At 63.2% G+C, this 20183-nt stretch carries 24 protein-coding genes and 1 pseudogene; 16 read left to right on the top strand and 9 right to left on the bottom strand.

Features of this window, described 5'->3' with window-relative positions:
• Positions 1-175 precede the first annotated feature (175 nt).
• From V6767_RS10420 to V6767_RS10405, 4 genes and pseudogenes are all read left to right on the top strand, one after another.
• Positions 176-765: pseudogene (locus tag V6767_RS10420) on the top strand (ABC transporter permease); the annotation flags it as partial.
• The gene (rhaM, locus tag V6767_RS10415) at positions 762-1085 is read left to right on the top strand and encodes an L-rhamnose mutarotase (RefSeq protein ID WP_448473423.1); all 324 of its coding nucleotides are present in this window, start codon (positions 762-764) and stop codon (positions 1083-1085) included. The pseudogene V6767_RS10420 and the gene rhaM, both read left to right, overlap by 4 nt.
• Before the next feature lie 168 nt (positions 1086-1253).
• A complete protein-coding gene (locus V6767_RS10410; protein WP_448473422.1) occupies positions 1254-2210 on the top strand; it encodes an NAD(P)-dependent oxidoreductase in 957 nt (318 codons plus the stop codon).
• A gap of 52 nt (positions 2211-2262) precedes the next feature.
• Positions 2263-2997, top strand: coding sequence for a class II aldolase/adducin family protein (locus tag V6767_RS10405; RefSeq protein WP_448473431.1), 735 nt, complete (start codon positions 2263-2265; stop codon positions 2995-2997).
• A gap of 59 nt (positions 2998-3056) precedes the next feature.
• On the opposite strand, the gene V6767_RS10400 is transcribed toward V6767_RS10405, so the two are convergent.
• Positions 3057-4253: a pyridoxal phosphate-dependent aminotransferase gene (locus tag V6767_RS10400; RefSeq protein WP_448473421.1), complete on the bottom strand. Its 1197-nt coding sequence runs from the start codon at positions 4251-4253 to the stop codon at positions 3057-3059.
• A gap of 15 nt (positions 4254-4268) precedes the next feature.
• Positions 4269-4916, bottom strand: coding sequence for a TetR family transcriptional regulator C-terminal domain-containing protein (locus tag V6767_RS10395; RefSeq protein ID WP_448427624.1), 648 nt, complete (start codon positions 4914-4916; stop codon positions 4269-4271).
• A gap of 256 nt (positions 4917-5172) precedes the next feature.
• Here V6767_RS10395 and V6767_RS10390 point away from each other — a divergent pair, with 256 nt between their 5' ends.
• The 6 genes from V6767_RS10390 to V6767_RS10365 all read left to right on the top strand — a co-directional run bounded on the left by V6767_RS10390 (position 5173) and on the right by V6767_RS10365 (position 9742).
• The gene (locus V6767_RS10390) at positions 5173-6360 is read left to right on the top strand and encodes a M20 metallopeptidase family protein (protein WP_448473420.1); all 1188 of its coding nucleotides are present in this window, start codon (positions 5173-5175) and stop codon (positions 6358-6360) included.
• A gap of 39 nt (positions 6361-6399) precedes the next feature.
• Positions 6400-7254, top strand: a complete 855-nt coding sequence (locus V6767_RS10385; RefSeq protein ID WP_448473419.1) for an ABC transporter substrate-binding protein — start codon at positions 6400-6402, stop codon at positions 7252-7254.
• A gap of 7 nt (positions 7255-7261) precedes the next feature.
• Positions 7262-7981 carry an ABC transporter permease gene (locus tag V6767_RS10380; RefSeq protein ID WP_448473418.1) on the top strand — a complete coding sequence of 240 codons (720 nt, stop codon included), beginning with the start codon at positions 7262-7264 and terminating at the stop codon, positions 7979-7981.
• Positions 7981-8667: an ABC transporter permease gene (locus V6767_RS10375; protein ID WP_448473417.1), complete on the top strand. Its 687-nt coding sequence runs from the start codon at positions 7981-7983 to the stop codon at positions 8665-8667. Before V6767_RS10380 ends, V6767_RS10375 begins: the two co-directional genes overlap by 1 nt.
• Positions 8664-9437, top strand: coding sequence for an ABC transporter ATP-binding protein (locus tag V6767_RS10370; protein ID WP_448473416.1), 774 nt, complete (start codon positions 8664-8666; stop codon positions 9435-9437). Before V6767_RS10375 ends, V6767_RS10370 begins: the two co-directional genes overlap by 4 nt.
• 95 nt (positions 9438-9532) lie before the next feature.
• The gene (locus V6767_RS10365) at positions 9533-9742 is read left to right on the top strand and encodes an ABC transporter permease subunit (protein ID WP_448473415.1); all 210 of its coding nucleotides are present in this window, start codon (positions 9533-9535) and stop codon (positions 9740-9742) included.
• Here the strand turns inward: V6767_RS10365 and V6767_RS10360 are convergent.
• The 3 genes from V6767_RS10360 to V6767_RS10350 form a co-directional block, all read right to left on the bottom strand.
• The gene (locus V6767_RS10360; RefSeq protein ID WP_448473414.1) at positions 9718-10713 is read right to left on the bottom strand and encodes a DUF1775 domain-containing protein; all 996 of its coding nucleotides are present in this window, start codon (positions 10711-10713) and stop codon (positions 9718-9720) included. The two genes, V6767_RS10365 and V6767_RS10360, sit on opposite strands and share 25 nt — an antisense overlap.
• Before the next feature lie 61 nt (positions 10714-10774).
• Positions 10775-11116, bottom strand: coding sequence for a hypothetical protein (locus V6767_RS10355; protein WP_448473413.1), 342 nt, complete (start codon positions 11114-11116; stop codon positions 10775-10777).
• A 194-nt stretch (positions 11117-11310) separates the two neighbouring features.
• On the bottom strand, positions 11311-11787 hold the full coding sequence (locus V6767_RS10350; protein ID WP_448473412.1) for an RrF2 family transcriptional regulator: 477 nt from the start codon (positions 11785-11787) through the stop codon (positions 11311-11313).
• A 133-nt stretch (positions 11788-11920) separates the two neighbouring features.
• On the opposite strand from V6767_RS10350, the gene V6767_RS10345 reads away from it, so the two are divergent.
• The 6 genes from V6767_RS10345 (at position 11921) to V6767_RS10320 (ending at position 17507) form a co-directional block, all read left to right on the top strand.
• A complete protein-coding gene (locus tag V6767_RS10345) occupies positions 11921-12850 on the top strand; it encodes an NAD(P)/FAD-dependent oxidoreductase (protein ID WP_448473411.1) in 930 nt (309 codons plus the stop codon).
• Entirely contained in the window at positions 12850-13473 is a 624-nt protein-coding gene (locus V6767_RS10340; RefSeq protein WP_448473410.1) for a class I SAM-dependent methyltransferase, read from the top strand. The genes V6767_RS10345 and V6767_RS10340 overlap by 1 nt, the downstream gene beginning before the upstream one ends.
• A 97-nt stretch (positions 13474-13570) precedes the next feature.
• Positions 13571-14443, top strand: coding sequence for a LysR family transcriptional regulator (locus tag V6767_RS10335; RefSeq protein ID WP_448473409.1), 873 nt, complete (start codon positions 13571-13573; stop codon positions 14441-14443).
• Between the two features lie 264 nt (positions 14444-14707).
• Positions 14708-15685, top strand: coding sequence for a DUF1852 domain-containing protein (locus V6767_RS10330; RefSeq protein WP_448473408.1), 978 nt, complete (start codon positions 14708-14710; stop codon positions 15683-15685).
• A 29-nt stretch (positions 15686-15714) separates the two neighbouring features.
• On the top strand, positions 15715-16746 hold the full coding sequence (locus tag V6767_RS10325; RefSeq protein WP_448473407.1) for a methionine synthase: 1032 nt from the start codon (positions 15715-15717) through the stop codon (positions 16744-16746).
• A gap of 80 nt (positions 16747-16826) precedes the next feature.
• Positions 16827-17507 carry a helix-turn-helix domain-containing protein gene (locus V6767_RS10320; RefSeq protein WP_448473406.1) on the top strand — a complete coding sequence of 227 codons (681 nt, stop codon included), beginning with the start codon at positions 16827-16829 and terminating at the stop codon, positions 17505-17507.
• Here the strand turns inward: V6767_RS10320 and V6767_RS10315 are convergent.
• The 4 genes from V6767_RS10315 to V6767_RS10300 all read right to left on the bottom strand — a co-directional run bounded on the left by V6767_RS10315 (position 17475) and on the right by V6767_RS10300 (position 20174).
• Positions 17475-17792 (bottom strand): DUF1801 domain-containing protein, encoded by a 318-nt coding sequence (locus V6767_RS10315; protein WP_448473405.1) that lies wholly within the window; start codon positions 17790-17792, stop codon positions 17475-17477. The genes V6767_RS10320 and V6767_RS10315 overlap by 33 nt on opposite strands.
• Positions 17789-18178, bottom strand: coding sequence for a VOC family protein (locus V6767_RS10310; RefSeq protein ID WP_448473404.1), 390 nt, complete (start codon positions 18176-18178; stop codon positions 17789-17791). The genes V6767_RS10315 and V6767_RS10310 overlap by 4 nt, the downstream gene beginning before the upstream one ends.
• A 188-nt stretch (positions 18179-18366) precedes the next feature.
• Positions 18367-19158: an ABC transporter ATP-binding protein gene (locus V6767_RS10305; RefSeq protein ID WP_448473403.1), complete on the bottom strand. Its 792-nt coding sequence runs from the start codon at positions 19156-19158 to the stop codon at positions 18367-18369.
• Entirely contained in the window at positions 19155-20174 is a 1020-nt protein-coding gene (locus tag V6767_RS10300) for a FecCD family ABC transporter permease (RefSeq protein WP_448473402.1), read from the bottom strand. Before V6767_RS10300 ends, V6767_RS10305 begins: the two co-directional genes overlap by 4 nt.
• Positions 20175-20183: the final 9 nt, after the last annotated feature.

Raw genomic sequence — 20183 nt, 5'->3', positions numbered from 1 at the left:
AGTCCAAGCCGCGTAACTATTGAAACCAAGCCTCCGGCAAACCCGGAGCGGTTCACTATGGCGGCAATCTCGGCCTCAAGGTCAGATGGTAAAAGGTATTGCCAAAATGCCGCGGTAGCCATTCAAGTGGCGGGCGACGCATTCGCCGGATCGGCTGTCCTCGAAGCGGTAGACGACCATCGGTACGATGAGCTTCTTTCGCGGAATTTCCTATATCGTGCTCGGCGATCAGGTGTTCAAAGGCTATCCCGCAGGCTTCGATTTCTTCGGTCAGGGCTATGTCTGGTGGGTGGTCTCCTTTGAATTCGTGCTGTTCCTCGTCCTGGCGGTGCTTTTTTCGTTCTGCTGCACAAGACCAATTTCGGGCGTCATGTCTTCGTGATTGGCAACAATGCTGTCGCCGCGCGCTTTTCCGGCGTCAGGGGGGAGTGGGTTAAGTTCATTCTGTTCTGACTGACAGGCGTGATGGCCGGCGTCGGGTCGGTGCTTTTGACCTCCCGCCTTGCCTCCACGCGCCCCTCGATCGCGCTTGGCTGGGAGCTGGAAGTGGTGACCATGGTGGTGCTGGGCGGGGTCTCGATCCTCGGCGGCTCGGGCACGATCCAGGGCGTCGTCATCGCCGCCTTCATCATGGGCCTTGCGACCTTCGGCCTCGGGCTGTTGAACATTCCCGGCATCGTCATCTCGATCTTCATCGGCGCGCTACTGATCTTCGTCATCGCCCTGCCGATCGTCTACCGCAAGATCCAGGAGAAAAGGATATGAGCGGCCAGGAACAGCATGCATTCAAGATGATGCTCAATCCGGGCATGGCAGCGGAATACAGACGCCGCCATGATGAAATCTGGCCGGAACTTGTCGATCTTCTGCAAGATGCCGGCGTCAGCGATTATTCGATCTTTCTGGATGAAGAGACGAACACGCTGTTCGCCGTCCTTCGCCGCCGTTCGGACCATACAATGGCTGCGCTTCCCGATCATCCGGTGATGCGGAAATGGTGGGCCCACATGGCCGACATCATGGCGACCAATGACCGAAACGAACCGCTGTCGAGAGACCTGACGTCGGTCTTCCACATGGATTGACGGCATGAGCGGGCCCCGCGCCCATCATTGATCGGTCTGAGGATGCAAGCCGATCCCGGGTCTCGTGGCTTCGGTTTTTGATTTGCTGTCTCGCTCGCGCCTGAGGTTGCGTGGTACTATACGAACGTGCAATAACGGTCGAAATTACTCTCAAGAAGAGGACATCTGATGACCGGATCTTCGCCAATCCACGGCGTCTACCTCAGCCCCACGCTTGATCTTGAAGGTCTTTATGGCGCCGCTGTCGCTGCGGTCGGGCAGGAGGTGGTGCTGCACCGCCCCGAACAGGTTTCAGACCCCGAGCGGATCAAATTCGCCGTCTGCTGGCTGCCTACGGCCGAGAGCTTGAAGGCCTATCCCAACCTCAAACTGGCCATGTCGATCGGCGCCGGCGTCAATGACCTGCTCGATAATCCGGGGATCGGGCCGGAGGTCGCAATTGCGCGGGTGCGCGATCCGCATCAGGCGGCGTTGATGGCGGGCTATGCCGCCCATGAGGTGCTGCATGTCTCGCGCGGTTTTTCCGAGCTCGCGCGCTCGGCGGACGCGGCCCGCTGGGCGCCGCTGCCGATGCGCCCGCCGGAAGATACGGTCATTGCGGTGCTGGGCAATGGCACGATGGGCGCGGCGGTTACGGATGCGCTGCGCGCGCTGGGGTTCAGCCTGCGCGTTGCTTGCCGCACCGCGCCTGCAGAGCCGATCGAGGGCGTGCGGTATTTCAGCGGTTCGGATGGCGTCATCGCCGCGGCCTCGGGCGCGCATTTCGTGATCAACGCCCTGCCGCTCACCCCGGCCACCGAGAACGTGCTGAACGGAACACTGTTTGCGGCCATGGCAAAGAAGAGCTGGCTGATCCAGATCGGCCGGGGCGAGCATCTGGTCGAGGCCGACCTCGCGCGGGCGCTGGATGAGGGGCAGCTTGCCGGGGCCACGCTCGATGTCTTCCGCCAGGAGCCGCTGTCCGAAGATCACCCGTTCTGGCGGGATTCGCGCCTGCGAATCACGCCCCATATCGCCAGCGATTCGATGCCAGAGGTGGTTGGCGAGCAGATCGTGGCAACCGCTCGCGAACTGCGCGACGGCATTCCCCTCAGCCTCGGCGTTGAACGCGCGCGCGGCTACTGACCCGATGAAGGAGAGCGCAATGAGTAAAGCGACCCAACCCGCCCCCGCGGGCATGAGCGAGGCCGAGTGGCAGGCGCGCTGTGACCTTGCGGCCTGCTACCGGCTGGCCTGGCACTACCGCTTCACCGATCTGATCTATACCCATATCACCGCCCGCGTTCCGGGCGAGGAAGGCCATTTCTTGATCAATCCCTATGGCCTGTCCTGGGAGGAGATCACAGCCACATCGCTGGTCAAGATCGATGTGGACGGCAACAAGGTCGGCGACAGCCCCCATCCCGTGAACCCTGCGGGCTTCACCATCCACTCGGCCATTCACCGCGCCAGCCACGATGCCGCCTGGATCATGCACACCCACACCCGCGCGGGCGTGGCGGTGTCGACGCTGGAGGAGGGGCTGCTGCCGCTCAACCAGATCGCATTGCAGTTCCACAACCGTATCTCGTACCACGATTACGAGGGCATTTCGCTGGACCTCGCCGAGCGCGACCGGCTGGTGGCGAGCCTCGGCGATAACACCGTGCTGGTGCTGCGCAACCATGGTCTTGTGGCAACCGGACCCACGGCCGCCTCGATGTTCAACACGATGTTCTATATGGAGCGGGCCTGCGAGATCCAGGTCGCCACGCTCTCCATGGGGCAGAAACTGCGCGCGGTGCCCGCCGATATCGCCGACCATGTGGCGAAACAGTATGAAAGCTCGATGGGCGAGGAAGACGACGTCGCCCTCGAATGGGCTGCGCATCTGCGCCTGCTGGAGCGGATCGCCCCGGATTATCGGGACTGAGCAGGGCTCGGCGGGACGTTTGAAGAGGGCCGGCGCGTCAGGCGCCGGCCCTTCTTGATTCAGGCGGTTGCGGCCTTGGCCCGCGCCGCGCAGAGCCGGGTCGCCAGCGCCGCGATGCGCCGCACGGCCTCGGCCAGCTCTTCATCCGGCAGCGTCAGCCCGAGACGGATGAGATGCCCGGCTTCGGTGCCGAAGCTTTCGCCGGGCATCACCGCCACGGCTTCCTCTTCCAGTAGCCGCCAGGCGAAGGCCTCTCCGCCAAGGCCGGTCTTGGAGACATCGACCATCATGAACATGCCGCCCTGCGGGGCGAATGACGACAGCCCTTCGGCGGCGTCGAAGGCTGCCTGACAGGCGCGGGCACGACGGGACAGCGCCTCGCGCTGGCGCGCGGCGGTATCGTAATCCCCCGTCAGCGCCGCTTCGGTCATGTCCGCGATGAAGGGCTGATTGCCGAACAGCATGGTTTCGGAGATCGGAAGCACAAGACGCATCGCCTCGACCGGACCCACGGCCCAGCCGCTGCGAAAGCCCGTGGCGGCGTGGCTTTTCGAGATCGATGAGACGACGATGGTCCGCTCGCGCAGCGCCGCAAATTCCAGCGGAGAGCAGAATTCGCCCGTGAAGATCAGGGATTCATACACTTCATCGCAGACGATCCAGAGATCATGCGCGATCGCGATCTCGCCGATGGCTTCCATGGTGTCGCGATCGATGACCGAGCCACTCGGATTGTGCGGCGTGTTCAGGAGCAGCACGCGGCTTTGCGGCGTTATCGCCTCCCTGAGATCGCCGGGCTGCGGCACGAAACCGTGTTCCATCTTCAGCGGCACGGGCTGCACCTTGGCCCCGGTCGCCTCGACCACGCCGTCATAGGTGGCGTAGTAGGGATCGCCGATCAGCACGCCGTCGCCCTCTTCGACCAGCGCCAGCATCACCGCGAAAAGCGCCGTCTGGGTGCCGGGAAAGCACAGAATGTTTTCAGGGTCGATACCGGGCAGCCGCGGGGCGTAAGTCGCCTCCAGCGCCTGCACCAGCCCGGTTTCACCGCGGCCGTTGGAATAGCGGGTGCGGCCCTGGCGCATCGACCGGGCGCAGATCTCGACCAGATCGGGGTCGGTCGGAATGTCCGGCTCGCCTATGGTCAGCATGATGATCGCTTCGCCTTGCGCATTGCGGTCGCGGGCGGCGTTGTGAACGGCCCATTTATCGCCGCCCAGATCCCTGAGCCTGCGGGTAATTGAAGCGTAGTGCATGTATTTTCCTTGTCTTCAGGGCGCGACGGCGCGCACCAGTGTATTGTCGGGCAGGCGCAGGATGCCTTCGGCGGCGGCCAGCGCTATGCCCGGCAGTCGCGCGGGGTCGTAAAGCCCGTGCCCGAGCGAGCCCTCCAGCCAGAGCCCGTCGATCAGCCCGTTGAGGGCAATGGCGTAGCCGTGGCAGGCCGCCGGGTCGGCAGGCAGACCATGCTGCACCAGGACGGGGTGGATCAGTTCCTCAAGCAGGTCGAGGAACTCCCGGTAGCTTTCGCGGTGGATATCGGCGTAGCGCTGGCTTGAGCGGACGCGCCCGATGAACGTCGCCCACAGCGAAACCTTGCGCGCGGAAAGGTTCGGTTGCGTGACATTGGCCGCGATGAAATGCGCGAGCGCCTGCGCCGGCCCTTCGGACGCCGCATGGGCGGAACCCGCCGCGGCCCCCGTCAGATTGTCCATCAGGTAGGCGTAGGCTTCATGGACCATTTCGTCCTTGGACGCATAGTAGTGCCGGATCAGTCCCGCCGAGACGCCCGCGCGATCCGCGATTTTGCGAACGCTGGCCCCGCCCATACCGTCTTCGGCCAGACAATCCAGCGTTGCCTCGAGGAGTGCGCTGCGCCGCGCATCCACGCCCAGACGTTGGTAGCTCCGCCTTGTCACCTTGATGTCCTCCTGCCTTTTGATGCCTGTGCGACAGCTTTGGGGGCTTTCGTGGCGGCAACCAAGTCATTCTTTTATTCATTTTTCAGACCGAACCGCCCCGGGAAACAACGCGCCGGGAACTGGCTGGTCGCTAATTTGTTTCCGTTACTATACATTCGTACAACATTGCGGTAAATAGGGTTCCGCACCCGAACCTGAAATACCCAATGCCCCGTGTTGGAGAGGCGGTCTCCGCATGGGCGGAAGGATACAAATGAACAAGATTTCGAACGACCCCGGACCCGAGATCGAAGCGCTCGTCCGAAAGGTCGAGGCGCGGATGATCGAGATCCGGCGCGATATTCACGCGCACCCCGAGACAGGCTTCGACACCGTGCGCACCGCCGAAAAGGTTGCCGAGGAATTGCGCGCCATCGGGCTCGAGCCGAAGACCGGGGTCGGGCGCACCGGCGTCGTGGCCGAGATCGAGGGCGGCGCGCCAGGGCCTTGCCTGATCCTGCGCGCGGATATGGATGCCCTGCCGATCCAGGAGATGACCGGCCTGCCCTATGCCTCGACCGTGGCCGGCAAGATGCATGCCTGCGGCCACGACCTGCATACCTCCGCCCTTCTGGGAGCGGCCCATGCGTTGAAAGAACTGGCGCCGAAGCTGCGCGGCACTGTCCGTCTGGTGTTCCAGCCTGCCGAGGAAACGCTGGAAAGCGGCGCCGCCGCGATGCTGGCTGATGGCGCGGGCGAGGGGGCGGACATGGCCATCGCCTTCCACAACCGCCCCGAACTGGAGGCGGGCAAGGTGCGGCTGAACCGCGGCGCCGGCACGGCGTCCAGCGACGAGTTCAAGGTCACAATTCGCGGCAAGTCCGGCCATGCAGCACGACCCCATGCCGCGATCGACCCGATCGTCGGCGCGGCCCATGTCATCGCCCAGCTTCAGACCATCATCTCGCGCGAGATGAACCCGGCGCAGTCGGCCGTTTTGACCATCGGCCATATCATTGGCGGCGAGACGCAGAACATCATTCCCGACAGCTGCACATTCGAAGGCACCGCGCGCTGCCGCAGCGCCGAATCGCGCGATCGCGTGGAAGACTCCTTCCGCCGGATCTGCACCAATGCGGCTGCGGCCATGAATCTCGAAGCCGAGATCGATTATGTGCGCGGCGTGCCGGCCCTGATCAACGACGACGCCATGGTCGACCGCGCCGCCGCCGCGCTTGAGGCCCAGTTTGGCGTAGCCCCGCTCGCGTCCGAGGAGCCGAGTTTCGGGGCAGAAGACTTTTCGCTTTTCAGCGAGCGCATGCCTTCGATCCAGATCCATGTCGGCGCGCAGACCCCCGGCCGCAACGACCGCGTCCATAACTCCGACTACCAGCCCAATGAAAGTTGCATCGCGGACAGCGCTATCGTTCTGACCCGCATGGCCACCGAGCTGCTCGCCTGAGCGGTTCCAAATTCAGAAAACCAACAGAGAGGACTATTGATGTTCAAGATTACACGCGCCCTTGCCGGCGCCGCGCTTTCCGCCGCCCTTCTGGCCGCCGCCGGCGCCCAGGCCGACGTCACCGACCGGACCATTGTCATGGCCACTGAAGGCTCCTTCCCTCCCTCCAACATGACCCGCCCCAATGGTGAGCTCTACGGCTTCGAGATCGACATGGTGAACGAGATCGCCAAGCGCCAGAACCTGAAGATCGAACTGATCTCGCAGGCCGGGGACGGCATGATCCAGGGCCTGATCGACGGCAAGTACGACGCTATCGTCGACGGCGTCAGCATCACGCCCGCCCGCCAGGAAGTGGTCGACTTCACCCACAACTATACGCTCGGCGGCTCGACCTTTGTGGTCATGAAATCGTCCGGCATCGAATTGCCGATGGATGGCGAATCCGCGCGCCTCGACAATCCCGAGAGCATCGGCCCCGCGATCGACGCCGTTGCCGAGGTTCTCGCCGGCAAGACGGTCGGCGTGCAGCAGGCAACGATCCAGTCCAAGTTCCTTGAGGAGTATCTCGAGGATCGCGGCGTCAAGGTGCGCACCTACCCGAACGGCCCCGATGTCTACCAGGATCTCAGCGTCGGACGCATCGACGCGGGCATCGCCTCGCTGACCAATGTCTCGGCCTTCCTCGAAAAGAATGCCGACAAGGCCGCCGCGACCGGTCCGGCCTTTGGCGGCGGGATCATGGGTAACGGTTCCGGCCTCGTGGTGCAGAAGGGCGATACCGAGCTGCGCGACGCGCTCAATGCCGGGCTGGAGAGCATTGTGGCCGATGGCACGCTGGCTGATCTGTCCGAAAAGTGGTTCGGTTTGGTCGTGACCCCGCAGCAATACTGACGGGCGCATGACTTCAGACCTTTATCTCCTGGGCTTCAGCCCCGAGGGATGGGGGCCGGTGCTTGTGCGCGCCGGTCTCATGACCCTCGCCGTTTCGATCGCGGCCTATTTGCTCGGCACGGTCTTGGGAACGCTGACCGTTTGGGCGCGCATCTCGGGCAATGTTTGGGTGCGCCGGCTGGCCGAGACCTATGTGGTGGTTCTGCGCGGCGTTCCCGACCTGCTGGTCATCTTCCTGTTCTACTTCGGCGGACGCCAGGTGGTGGCCTTCCTGGGCACCGCGCTCGGATTCGAAGGCCCGTTCGATATCAGCGGCTTCGTTGCCGGCATGCTGGCGATCGGCTTGATCTCGGGCGCCACCCAGTCCGAGGTCCTGCGCGGGGCCTACCAGGCCGTGCCGGTCGGCACGCTGGAGGCCGGCCGCGTCGTGGGCATGACGCGGTGGCAGCTCTTCCGCCGCGTGACCGCGCCGCAGGCGATGGTGACGGCAATCCCGGGCATGGGCAATCAATGGCAGTCCGTCATCAAGGAAAGCGCGCTGGTTTCGGTCACGGGATTGGTGGAGACCATGCGCCAGGTCTCGATCGCCGCCGGCACCACGCAGGAGCATTTCCTTTTCTATAGCGCCGCGGCCGTCATCTATCTGGTCATCACAACCCTGTCCGACCAGGCGTTCCGGCTGCTGGAACGGCGCGCAATGGCCGGCTATTCCGGAGAGGCACGCTGATGGATTTTTCCTATTTCGTTTCCCTCTTCCAGGCGCTGCTGTCCGGCCTGCCGCTGACGCTCAATCTCGCCTTTTTCTCGCTGTTGGGCGGCTTCGCTCTCGCCCTGCTGCTGAACCTTGCGCGCACCACGCGGGTCGGCAACGCGGTGGCGGGAACCTACGTCTTCATCTTCCGCGGCACGCCGCTGCTGGTGCAGCTCTTCATGATCTATTTCGGCCTGGCGCAGTTCGAGTTCATCCGCGCGAGCTTTCTGTGGCCATTGCTGCGCGAACCCTATTGGTGCGGCCTGATCGCGCTGATGCTCAACGACGCCGCCTACACGTCGGAGATCCTGCGCGGCGGGCTGCGCGCCGTGCCGAAGGGCACGCAGGAAGCCGCACGCGTCAGCGGCATGTCGGACCTTCAGGTCCTGCGCCGCGTGACGCTGCCGATTGCGGTCAGGCAGGCCTTGCCGGCCTATTCCAACGAGATCATCTCGATGCTGAAATCCACCGCGCTGGTCAGCATGATCAGCCTGATGGATGTAACCGGCATCGCCCGCGAGGCCGTGGCGGAAACCTGGCGCGCGGTCGAGATCTTCATCTGCGCGGGGCTGATCTACCTGGCGATGTCGCTGATCATCACCCGCGCGACATCTCTCGTCGAGCGCGCCCTCTCTCCCTGGCAATTCGGAGCAAGACCATGACTTCCCATCCTACCGCGGTTTCAGTCGAGGGCCTTCACAAGAGTTTCGGCGAGAACGAGGTGCTTCGCGGCATCGACCTGACGGCGCATGATGGCGACGTCATCTCGCTGATCGGGGCCAGCGGCTCCGGCAAGAGCACGCTGCTGCGCTGCATTCCGATGCTGGAGACGCCCGACAGCGGCGTCATCTCGGTCGGCCGGGCGCGTCTTTCGCCCAGCGGCGGCGCGCTGACCCGGGGCGAGATGCGCACGGTGCGCGCCATGCGCCGCGAACTCGGCTTCGTGTTCCAGAACTTCAATCTCTGGCCGCACCGCACCGTGTTGCAGAACGTGATTGAATCCCCGCTGATCGTGCAGCGCCGCGACAAGGCTGAATGCCGAGACGAGGCGCTGGCGCTGCTCGAAAAGGTGGGCCTGCCCGAAAAGGCGGACGCCTGGCCCAACGAGCTCTCCGGCGGGCAGCAGCAGCGCGTCGCCATCGCCCGCGCTCTGGCGCAAAAGCCCCGCGCGCTGCTTTTCGACGAGCCGACCTCGGCGCTTGACCCCGAACTGGTGGGCGAGGTGCTGAAGGTGATGCGCGACCTTGCCGGCGAGGGCCGCACCATGATCATCGTCACCCATGAAATGGGCTTTGCCCGCGAGGTCTCGTCCCGCACGGTCTTCCTGCATCAGGGAATTATCGAAGAGGACGGCACGCCCGACGAGGTTTTTGGCAATACCCAATCGGAACGCTGCACCGCCTTCCTCAGCGGCTATTTCGACCGCGCATGACGATCTTGGTTGGGTGCCGGCGCTTGCATCCGGATTTGGCAGAGCGCTCTGCGCGCCAGAGGGCGCGGCAATCGTCTTGAGCGCGGAACTGTGGCATGCATGGACGTGGAACCATAGCGCACTCGCTCCAGAGTGACGGGCAGATCGAGGCGGCCAAGGCGCTCGGCATTCCCTACTGGAAAATCATCTGGCACATCGTCTTGCCGCAGGCGATCCAGAACGTGATACCACTGCTGACCAACATCGCCGCCCGGTGGAGGGGCGGCGACAGGTCTGAAGCTCAGTTGGCGTTCATGTCGCCATGATCCATGCCATGTATGTCAGGGCCGGCATCTTGTGCGGCGATGTTTCTCACGGCGAAGGGCACGGTCACGGTGCCGGCCTTTTCGAAGGTCAGTTCGACATCGACGACGCTGTCTTCGACCAGCGGCCCGTTGAGCTGCATGAACATCACATGCATGCCGCCGGGCGAAAGCGTGACGGTTTTATGAGCGGGAACCGGAATGCCGTCGGACATCCGGTACATCTTCATTACCTCGCCATCCATGCGCATGTTGTGAAGCTGCAATTCGCCGGCGGCATCGGAAGAGGCGGCGATCAGGCGGTCGTCGGCATCGCCATTATTGGTAATCGTCATGAAGCCGCCGCCGACGGGCGCGCCGGGCAGGGTGGCGCGGGCAAAGGCGCCGTCGATTTCGAGATCGCCGAGCGTCACATGGTCCGGTGCCATGGCGTCATCGTGGCCGTGATGGTCGTCGCCGACCTGGGCAGCGGTAACGGTGAGCTTTGGCGCGGGCTCGCCGTCGCTGGCCTCGCCCGTGGCGGTCCAGTGGTTGGCGCTGCCATCGGCGCAGAGCTGCTCAGCGGGGAAGTAGAGCGCCGTGCCGGGTGCGATATCGGAAGAGAGCGAGCCGCGCATGACGAATTCATCGTAATGGGCGTCGGGCAGTTCGCCGCCCGTCCAGATCACCTCGGTCACGCCTTCGCTGACCGGCCTGCCGTGGTCCATATAGGTATTGGCGTAGGCGCCGGTAACGGTTTCGAGCTGCCAGCCCGCATGCGGCATCGGCTTCACGCTATAGAAGCCTTCCGGCACCTTGACGCGGATTTCGGTGGTCGCCGCGCCATCGCAGCCATGGGGAACGCGGATGACGGCCTTGTAGCTGCCGCCGACGGCCGCTTCCGCTGTTTCAAGCGTCATATGGGCACTGGCGGCGGAAAGGCTGGCAAGGCTGATCGCGCTGGCCCATGCGAGACGGGTCATGAACGTGGTCATGGAAAATACTCCGTTTGGAATTGTCGTGATTTTTTGGGCTGTTGAAGCCCGCGTCAAAAAGTCAGACGGCAAACGGCGGCGCGCGCGGATTGTAGTGGTCGGTGTGGAGGACGAGCGTCAGGGCCTGGTCGTTCACCGTGAAGACATGCGCGACAAGGCAGGTATAGGCCGGAACGGCCTCGTCCGGCGGCGACGGCAGGATGGCGGCATCCTGGCGGCAGGCATGGCAGGGGCCATGGCTTGCGGTCCCGTGGTCGGCAGGCCCGCTGCCGCAGACAACGCTCTGGGAGGATGCCAGGAGCGAACCGGCATCATGATGCGTCAAGGCCGGCATGTAGGGCTGATAGACAAAGGCAAGCGCAAAGACGGCGATCACGGCCAGCGCCGCCGCCAGTTCCCGCATCGCTGCCTTCAATCCCCGCAAACCCAATGCCTCCCCATCATCGCGCTGTTTCGCCGAAGCGTGCACAAGCTCGGCGAAACAAGAATGGAAGCCGCAATTTATTGCAACCTGCCAATTTGACGCAAGCTAAATGGTTTCCGGGTGGGTAGCTCTCGTCAGCGCCCCCCGACTTTCCGACTGAGTGTGGGCTTCAGTCAGCCCTTGATATGCGAAAAGGCCGCTTCCCGATCGCCCGCCTCGACCTGAAGCGCGGCGAACCGGTGCTCGAAATCCTGCGCCAGGTCTTCCACCGAGACTTCGGAGAACTGCTGTAGCAGCCGGCGTTCAGCCTCCTGCATCGCAAGGTCGAGCCGCGCATCTACGGCCTTTTCCACCAGACAGTCGGCGGGTTCGGCGCCGGGGCCGATGTTGAACAGCGGCGGGCTGCCGATCGCTTCGTAGACATCCAGCAGCGATATCGCGCTCAACGGCCGCGCCAGTCGCCAGCCGCCGCCATGGCCCTTTTCCGAGATCAGGATTTCCTTGTCCCTGAGGCCCGCCATCATCCGGCGCACCACGACAGGGTTGGTCGAAATCATCCCGGCGATCTGGTCAGACGTCGCGCGCTCGACATGCCGGTCGAGATGGATCAGCACGTGCAGCATGCGGGAGAGGCGGAGGTCGCGCGGCATGAAATGGGCTCCTGGCGTTTCGCTGGTCCCTGTCTAGCATCCATCATGCAACAATGAAAGTTTCATGTCTTGTCACGGGCGGATGTTTCATGTAACTCATAAAAATACATTAAAGCCGAAACAGGAGCAGGCGATGGATCACGATGTTCTCATTATCGGCGGCAGTTTTGCCGGCATGTCCGCCGCCATGCAGCTGGCGCGGGCGCGAAAGGCGGTGCTGGTGCTGGATACCGGCATGCCCAGAAACCGCTTTGCCGCGACATCGCACGGGTTTCCGGGACAGGACGGGCAAAGCCCGGCCGCGATCAAAGCGCGGTTGCGCGAGGAACTGAGCGCCTATCCGACCGTTCGTTTTCGCGACGAGGCGGCCGTGTCAGCCCGGCGTGCGGGCGAAGGTTTCCGCGTGTCTCTGGCCGGCGGCGGAGAGGTCACCGCGCGGCGGATCGTCCTTGCCCATGGCGTGCGCGATACCCTGCCGGATATCCCCGGCCTTGCCGAGCGCTGGGGCGCAAGCGTGCTGCATTGCCCCTATTGCCATGGTTATGAGCTCGACCGGCAGCCCGTGGGCGTGCTGGCCCGCGACGAGATGGCTTTCCATCAGGCGATGCTGCTGCCAGACTGGGGGCAGACCACGCTGTTTACCGGCACGGCTTTCCGAGCGACAGACGAGCAGGTGCAATCGCTGAAGAGCCGTGGCGTTCAGATCGAAGAAACGCCGGTGGCGGAACTCATCGGAACCAGTCCGGCGCTTGAAGCAGTGCGGCTTGAAGACGAGCGGACGGTTCCGCTGGCGGGCCTGTTCCTCGCGCCGCAGACCGCGCCGTCCAGTGACATTGCGGTGCAACTGGGCTGCGACATGAAGGACGGACCGACCGGGCCCTATGTCGCCGTCGACCAGATGCAGGCGACGACGGTTGCCGGCGTCTTTGCCGCCGGCGATCTCGCAAGCCCGATGCCGAACGCGACGCTGGCAGCAGCGGCGGGCGTGATGGCCGGCGGCGCTGCCCATCGCTCGCTGATCTTCGACCCCGATCTGAGACCGCAGAATGAGAGGGCATCGTGATGAAGTCGGCCGCACAGGATGAATTCTGGAACGATCTCTATTCCAGGGCCGCGCCGACCTCATCCGGAAAGCCGGGAATGGCGCTGGCCCAGTTTGCCGGACCGCTGTCGCCCGGCGCGGCGCTGGAGCTTGGCTGCGCCAAGGGCGACGATGCCGTCTGGCTCGCCGGGCGGGGCTTTCAGGTGACGGCCGTCGACATATCCTCCGTCGCGCTGGAATATGCCGCGGAGAATGCGCGCCGCGCCGGCGTTGCGGACCGCATGCGCTTCGAAGCGCATGATCTCGCCGTTTCCTTCCCCGAGGGCAGTTACGATCTGGTGACGGCGAGCTTTCTGCATTCCCCGCATGACTGGCCGCGCACCAAGGTCCTGGCCCGCGCCGCCAGTGCCGTCAGGCCGGGCGGACATCTGCTGATCGTCGAGCATGGCTCATACGCGCCGTGGTCATGGTCATCGAATGAGACGCCGCCGCCCACTGCCGAGGAGACGTTTCGGGCGATGGATCTTGCCGCCCATGACTGGCGGAGAGACTGCGTCTGCCAGATCGAGCGCGCGGCAAAGGGGCCGGATGGCCAGACCGCGCTGGTGAAGGACAATATCATCTTCCTTCATCGCATCGGCTGAGCAGGGCTGCTATGGGCTCTTGGTTGGATGGAACCAACTGTCTATCATGACGTGGCTTCGATAGAATATCCATGTTCATGACAGGAGATCATGCTCCATGATCGACATCCAGCCCCTCGCCATCCTGCGCGAGATTGACCGGACCGGCAGCCTGACCCAGGCAGCCGAGCAGTTGAACCTGACGCAATCGGCCGTCAGCCACGCGATTCGCCGTTTCGAGGACCGCTACGGCGTCAAGCTGTGGGAGCGTGAGGGGCACAAGCTGCGTCTCACGCTGGCGGGAGACTATCTTCTGGGCCTTGCTCAACGGGTTCTGCCGCAACTGGAACATGGCGCCTCGGTGATCGAGGATTATGCCCGCGGTCGGCGCGGCGCGATCCGGGTGGGGATGGAGTGCCATCCCTGCCAGGACTGGCTGATGCGGGTGGTGGATCCGTTTCTGGCGGAATGGCCGGATGTCGAGCTGGATGTGACCACGGCTTTTCAGTTCGGCGGGCTGGCAGCGCTTCTCAGCCACGAGATCGACATACTCGTCACCCCCGATCCCATCGAACGCGCGGGCCTCGAATACAGACCTGTGTTTGATTACGAACTGGTTCTGGCGGTGGCCGAGAATCATCCCCTGGCGCAAAAACAACGGATCGAGCCGGAGGATCTGGCGGGCGAAACCCTGATCACCTATCCGGTCTCGCGCGAACGGCTCGATATTTTTACCCGCTTTCTCGTGCCCGCCCATGCCCTGCCGCGCCGCCACCGCGCGGTGGAGACGACCGATCTGATGCTGCGGCTGGTGGCATCCGGCCGCGCCGTCAGCGCCACGCCCGACTGGCTTCTGCGTGAAGCCAGGGGCGTGACGGGCGTGCGGATCGGCGAAGGCATCGCCAAATCCATCCATCTCGGCCACCGCAAGGGTAACCGGGCCGCCTACATGGATGGTTTCATGGGATTGGCCGAGGCCGTTCAAATCTGAGCCATCGCTGGAGGGCCGGCGGCGTCCGGTCGTTTTTCGCGCCCAGGCGGTCATCGGGCTGCGGCTCCGAAACGGATCGCCTCAACATGACGACGTGTCATGGTTTTCTGAAAAATAATCATTTTTTATCATGGAAAAACTCGGGCATACAACACGCATTCCCTGAGCCGCCGTCTCATGAAGACTGCCGACGGGCAGGCTCGACAGGCCTCGAAAACGCAATCAATGCCAGCGCGCGCTTTCTCGAAAAGCCAGGATACCACGATGACCAATGACCTCACCTTTACGATCAAGACCATTCGTTTTGACGAAACTTACAAGCCCTCCGATTCCACGCGGACGACCACCAATTTCGCGAACCTGGCGCGCGGCGAGCGTCGGCAGGAGAACCTGCGAAACGCGTTGCGCATGATCGACAATCGCTGCAACGATCTCGCGCATTGGGACAATCCGGAGAGCGACCGCTACGCTGTCGAGCTCGACATCATTTCCGCCGAACTGGAGATTGGCGGCAATGGACAGACTTTCCCGGCCATCGAGGTGCTGAAGACGACGATCCTCGATCGCAGGACCGGCGCGCGGATCGAAGGCATCGTGGGGAACAACTTCTCCTCCTATGTGCGCGATTATGATTTCAGCATCCGTCTACCCGCGCATAACAGGGACCGGGCGGGTTTCAGCGTGCCGGACGACTTTGGCGAGCTGCACGGAAAGCTCTTCCAGTGCTTCGTGAATTCGCAGGCGTACAAGGCGCATTTCCGCAAGCCGCCGGTGATCTGCCTCAGCGTTTCGGAAAACAAGATTTATCGCCGCACCGCGAACCGGCATCCCGTGCTCGGCGTTGAATACGAGGCCAACGAGCCGTCGCTGACCGAGCAGTATTTCCGCAAGATGGGTTTGCAGGTACGCTATTTCATGCCGCCTGAATGCACAGCACCGCTGGCCTTCTACTTCTTCGGAGACCTGCTCAACGACTACACCAATCTGGAATTGATCGGCACCATCGCGACGATGGAGACGTTCCAGCGGATCTACCGGCCGGAGATTTACAACGCGAACTCGGTTGCGGGCCAATGCTACAAACCGAACCTGAAGCAGAGCGACCATTCGCTCACCCGCATCGTCTATGACCGGGAGGAGCGGACCCGGCTCGCCATCGAGCAAGGCAGGTTTGCGGAAGAGCATTTCATCAAACCGAACGCATCCCTTCTGGGCCGTTTGTCCGCTCAACACGCCCTTTGACCCATTCGAGAACCCGCAAGGTCGCGATCATGAACAAACTCCTCCCCACCTCGACCGCCGGCAGCCTGCCCAAGCCCGCCTGGATCGCAGAGCCGGAAAAGCTCTGGTCCCCCTGGAAGCTCGAGGGCGATGAGCTTGCCGAGGGCAAACAGGATGCGCTACGGCTGACGCTCGCCGAGCAACAGCGCGCCGGTATCGACATTGTCAGTGATGGCGAACAGACGCGCCAGCATTTCGTCACGACCTTCATCGAGCATCTCGATGGCGTCGATTTCGAAAAACGCGAGACCGTGAGGATCAGGAACCGCTATGACGCCAGCGTCCCGACCGTCGTCGGCGCTGTCTCGCGCCAAAAGCCGGTCTTCGTCGAGGATGCGAAATTCCTGCGCAGCCTGACCGATGGTCCGATCAAATGGGCGCTGCCCGGCCCGATGACGATGATCGACACGCTTTATGACGCCCATTACCGGAGCCGCGAAAAACTCGCCTGGGAGTTCGCCAAAATCCTCAATCAGGAAGCGCGCGAGCTGGAAGCGGCCGGCGTGGACATTATCCAGTTCGACGAGCCTGCCTTCAACGTGTTCTTCGAGGAGGTGAATGACTGGGGCATCGCCACGCTGGAAAGAGCGATCGAAGGGCTGGAATGCGAGACTGCGGTCCATATCTGCTATGGCTATGGCATCAAGGCCAATACCGACTGGAAGAAGACGCTGGGTTCGGAATGGCGGCAATACGAGGAAACCTTCCCGAAGCTTCAGGCCTCCAATATCGATCTGGTCTCGCTAGAATGCCACAACTCGCATGTGCCGATGGAGCTGATCGAACTGATCCGCGGCAAGAAGGTGATGGTCGGGGCGATCGACGTGGCGACCAACGCCATCGAAACGCCGGAGGAGGTCGCCGCGACCCTGCGCAAGGCGCTTCAGTTTGTCGATGCCGACAAGCTCTATCCCTGCACCAATTGCGGCATGACGCCGCTTGCGCGCAACGTTGCCCGCGGCAAGCTTGAAGCGCTGAGCGCCGGCGCCGCGATTATCCGCCAAGAACTGGCGGCCGCATAAGGTCTCTCAGGACGCGTGTCGGCAGAGAAAAAACGGTCCGATCTGGTCAACAATGACCGCCTTTGATGTATGCTAGTTTGATGGACCGTTCTTCCCGTGAAATCTCTCCGCGCGTTCTGCGCTGGACCTACGCCGCCAAGGCTGACGAGGTGTCGCTCGTATTGCCGGACGGGTGCGTCGATATTCTTGTCTCGTGCCGCGGCGGCACTGCCAGCGTCGGCGTCACCGATTGGGACTTTGCGCCAAGGCAGGTGAAGCTCACTGCGGGAACCTCTCTAATCGGCTATCGGCTGCAACCCGGTACCACCATCCGCCTCGACGATCTTGCGATCGTGGGCCGTGATCTTTCCGATCTGGATGCGGCAATCGCGGATGCGGCAAGGCATGATCGCGAGATTGCCGAGATCATTAATGCGCTCAACCGGCCGGGCGGTGGCATCGAGCGCCTGGCCAGGCAACAAGGCGTCTCGGAGCGCACCCTTCAGCGTCACTTCAAGAGCCTGTCGCTTCCCCCGCCGGCCTTCTGGCGGCAGCTTGGGCGGGCCAGACGGGCGGTGCAGGCATTGTCGTCGCCCGCGCCGCTGCCGGATATCGCGCTGGACTATGGCTACAGCGATCAGGCGCATATGACGCGCGAGTTCCGCCGTTGGTTCGGACGAACGCCCGCTCAATTGCGCCGCACTCCGGCCGCGATGAACGATCTGGCCCAACCCGGCCTGGGCAACTGGTCAGACGTTCTGGAGCCTGCTGGCCTGTCGTAGGAAAGGCTCGCATCGTTTTTCCGCGATGTCGGAAAGGCTTGCGAGCTTGATGTGACGTCGATGTTTGCCGCTGCCTTCCAGAATCCGGTCCGGATCGGCAAGTTGCGCGCCGCGGCTGAATTCCAGAGACACCTGATGTGCGTGAGCAAAGACGCCGCAGAACTGCGATCCGGAGTGTCCGGGAACGCTCTCGACGACGATGCCGCCATACTTTTCGATGAAGGCCGCATTCGGCTCGACCGAGAGGATCACGGTTTTCAACTGCTCGACAATCTCGTTCATCATGGCGTGGGCTTCACCGCCGAGCATATCTCGATCAGGTAACCATTCGGATCGGCGACATAGGAGGTCGTCTGCCCCCATGGCTCATCGCGCAGCTCCTGAATGAGGGTGGCCCCGGCATCGACCGCCCTTTGCAGCGCGCCGGCGACGTCATCCGTTTCGAAGGCGATTTCAAAGGTTGGTGCATCGGGCCTTGGATCGGCCGGGTTCTTGCCAAGCTGACGCATCAGCGCCTTCGAGGAAAAGGCGAGCTTTGTGGCGCCGGTCGCCAGTTCGCCATAGTCGCCGCTTTCGTGGAGAAAGGCGCGCTCAAGGCCGAACGCCTTTTCGAAGAAGTCCACAGACGCCGGCACGTCCTCGACGTACAAAATCGTATAACGGAAGATCATTACAGCTACCTCGAATAGGATGTATGCAAGCCATCATTACGACGCGTCGACAGGGCATGTCTTGAAGAAAGGCGACAGTGCCGTTTTCTTGCGCAAAGCAATTCCATGTGTGTTTCGCAGAAGGCTGACCTGCCCCGCAATGTCGTCCCCTCATGGATAAGCTGCCCAAAAAGGTCTTGAGGATCAGATCAGGTTGACGGCGCGACCTGTCGGGATGGCCCGGTCCGGAAATGGATCTGCGGTTGTCCATGGTCCGCGGCGATGCTGACGGCGGCGGCGACGCGAAAGACCCTTGCGATCAGCTCCTCCGTCAGAACGGTTTGGGGCGGGCCAGAGGCGACCAGCGCGCCATCCTTCATCACGATGATCCGATCGCAGAACATCGCTGCAAGGTTGAGGTCGTGGAGCGCCACGATGCTGGTGAGGTCCAGCTGCCGCACGGTCTGCAGGATCTCGATCTGGTGATGAATGTCGAGATGGTTGGTGGGTTCATCGAGGAACAGCACCTCGGGGCTTTGCGCCAGCGCGCGGGCGATGTGGACGCGCTGCCGTTCGCCGCCGGAAAGTGTCTGCCAGGACTGGTCCTGAAGGCGGGTCATGCCCACCTGCTGCAGGGCTCCGTCCACCGCCTCCTGATCGCTGGCGCGCCAGCCGGAAAGCGCCGAGCGGTGCGGCGTGCGCCCGAGCCGCACCACATCGCGCACGCTGACGCTGGTTTCGGTTGCAGCACTTTGCTGGACGAAGGCGACGTTGCGCGCCAGCTCGCGGCGCGGCACGTTGGCGATGTTGCGGCCCTGAATTTCCACCGTGCCGCTGACCGGCCGCTTCAGCCCCGCGAGCAATCTCAGCAGCGAGGATTTTCCCGAGCCATTCGGTCCGATCAGGCCCAGCGTTTCGCCAACGCGCACATCAAGGCTTACATCCTTGACGATAGCCTTCCGTTTCACGCCCCAGCAGAGATTTCTGGCGACAACGCTCATGTCTGTGGCCTCGCGCGATAGAGGATGATGGCGAAGAACGGGACGCCGACCAGCGCGGTGACGACGCCGATCGGCACGGTCTGCTGCGCGACGATGACGCGCGAGGCAATGTCGGCGACCACCATGAAGACTGCACCGAGAATGGCTGCGGCCGGCAAAAGGCGCATATGCACCGGGCCCACGACATAACGCGCGGCATGCGGCACGACGAGGCCGACGAAACCGATGGCGCCGACCTGGCTGACGATGGTTGCCGTCATCAGCGCGGTCACGCCAAACAGGATCAGCCGGGTGCGGGCGACCGGGATGCCAAGCGCTGCGGCATCTTCATCGCCGAAAGTGAAGGCATCAAGCGCGCGGGCCATCACAAAACAGATCGCAAGGCAGAGCACCAGCACGATGACCAGAAGGTGGAATTGCGGCCAGCGCACCCCGCCGAAACTGCCGAGCATCCAGAACATAACGCCGCGCGCTTGCTGGGCGCTGGCAGAGGTTGTGACGATATAGGCCGTCAGCGCATTGAAAAGCTGCGACGCCGCGACGCCGGCAAGAATGGTGTGGTTGGGGCCGCTGGTTGCGCCGTTGGAAAGCAGGGCGACCACAGCAAAGGCGGCGAAAGCGCCGACAAAAGCGCCGAGCGACAGTGACACGGCGCCGGCTCCGATACCCAGAACCAGGACGGCGACCGCGCCGGTCGAGGCGCCGGCGGAGACGCCGAGCACGAAGGGCTCGGCCAGCGCATTGCGCAACAGGGCCTGCAGGATCGCCCCGCAGATCGCCAGCCCCGCGCCGCACAGTGCTGCGACGAGGCTGCGGCTCAGCCTGAGGTTCCAGACCACGCTCGCCTCGATCTTCGGCACATCCGCGTTCGTCAGACCGAATTCGTTGGTGACCGTCAGGAAAACGGTTCTGACCGGGATGTTATATTCGCCGATCGCGGTTGCCGCCGCGATCGCCGTGACAAGCACAAGCGCGGAAATGCCCAGAAGCAGAAAAAGCCGCATACCGGCGCTCATGTCCGTGAC

This window comes from Martelella sp. FLE1502 (assembly GCF_053484255.1).
The sequence above is the reverse complement of the archived record's forward strand: the minus strand, read 5'-3'. Positions and strand labels throughout refer to the sequence as shown.

Excerpts from the sequence above, each read along its gene's own strand:
- rhaM (WP_448473423.1), top strand. The coding sequence starts at position 762 with ATGAGCGGCCAGGAACAGCATGCATTCAAGATGATGCTCAATCCGGGC.
- V6767_RS10410 (WP_448473422.1), top strand. The coding sequence starts at position 1,254 with ATGACCGGATCTTCGCCAATCCACGGCGTCTACCTCAGCCCCACGCTT.
- V6767_RS10405 (WP_448473431.1), top strand. The coding sequence starts at position 2,263 with ATGAGCGAGGCCGAGTGGCAGGCGCGCTGTGACCTTGCGGCCTGCTAC.
- V6767_RS10400 (WP_448473421.1), bottom strand. The coding sequence starts at position 4,253 with ATGCACTACGCTTCAATTACCCGCAGGCTCAGGGATCTGGGCGGCGAT.
- V6767_RS10390 (WP_448473420.1), top strand. The coding sequence starts at position 5,173 with ATGAACAAGATTTCGAACGACCCCGGACCCGAGATCGAAGCGCTCGTC.
- V6767_RS10385 (WP_448473419.1), top strand. The coding sequence starts at position 6,400 with ATGTTCAAGATTACACGCGCCCTTGCCGGCGCCGCGCTTTCCGCCGCC.
- V6767_RS10380 (WP_448473418.1), top strand. The coding sequence starts at position 7,262 with ATGACTTCAGACCTTTATCTCCTGGGCTTCAGCCCCGAGGGATGGGGG.
- V6767_RS10375 (WP_448473417.1), top strand. The coding sequence starts at position 7,981 with ATGGATTTTTCCTATTTCGTTTCCCTCTTCCAGGCGCTGCTGTCCGGC.
- V6767_RS10370 (WP_448473416.1), top strand. The coding sequence starts at position 8,664 with ATGACTTCCCATCCTACCGCGGTTTCAGTCGAGGGCCTTCACAAGAGT.
- V6767_RS10365 (WP_448473415.1), top strand. The coding sequence starts at position 9,533 with ATGCATGGACGTGGAACCATAGCGCACTCGCTCCAGAGTGACGGGCAG.
- V6767_RS10360 (WP_448473414.1), bottom strand. The coding sequence starts at position 10,713 with ATGACCACGTTCATGACCCGTCTCGCATGGGCCAGCGCGATCAGCCTT.
- V6767_RS10355 (WP_448473413.1), bottom strand. The coding sequence starts at position 11,116 with ATGCGGGAACTGGCGGCGGCGCTGGCCGTGATCGCCGTCTTTGCGCTT.
- V6767_RS10350 (WP_448473412.1), bottom strand. The coding sequence starts at position 11,787 with ATGCCGCGCGACCTCCGCCTCTCCCGCATGCTGCACGTGCTGATCCAT.
- V6767_RS10345 (WP_448473411.1), top strand. The coding sequence starts at position 11,921 with ATGGATCACGATGTTCTCATTATCGGCGGCAGTTTTGCCGGCATGTCC.
- V6767_RS10340 (WP_448473410.1), top strand. The coding sequence starts at position 12,850 with ATGAAGTCGGCCGCACAGGATGAATTCTGGAACGATCTCTATTCCAGG.
- V6767_RS10335 (WP_448473409.1), top strand. The coding sequence starts at position 13,571 with ATGATCGACATCCAGCCCCTCGCCATCCTGCGCGAGATTGACCGGACC.
- V6767_RS10330 (WP_448473408.1), top strand. The coding sequence starts at position 14,708 with ATGACCAATGACCTCACCTTTACGATCAAGACCATTCGTTTTGACGAA.
- V6767_RS10325 (WP_448473407.1), top strand. The coding sequence starts at position 15,715 with ATGAACAAACTCCTCCCCACCTCGACCGCCGGCAGCCTGCCCAAGCCC.
- V6767_RS10320 (WP_448473406.1), top strand. The coding sequence starts at position 16,827 with ATGGACCGTTCTTCCCGTGAAATCTCTCCGCGCGTTCTGCGCTGGACC.
- V6767_RS10315 (WP_448473405.1), bottom strand. The coding sequence starts at position 17,792 with ATGATGAACGAGATTGTCGAGCAGTTGAAAACCGTGATCCTCTCGGTC.
- V6767_RS10310 (WP_448473404.1), bottom strand. The coding sequence starts at position 18,178 with ATGATCTTCCGTTATACGATTTTGTACGTCGAGGACGTGCCGGCGTCT.
- V6767_RS10305 (WP_448473403.1), bottom strand. The coding sequence starts at position 19,158 with ATGAGCGTTGTCGCCAGAAATCTCTGCTGGGGCGTGAAACGGAAGGCT.
- V6767_RS10300 (WP_448473402.1), bottom strand. The coding sequence starts at position 20,174 with ATGAGCGCCGGTATGCGGCTTTTTCTGCTTCTGGGCATTTCCGCGCTT.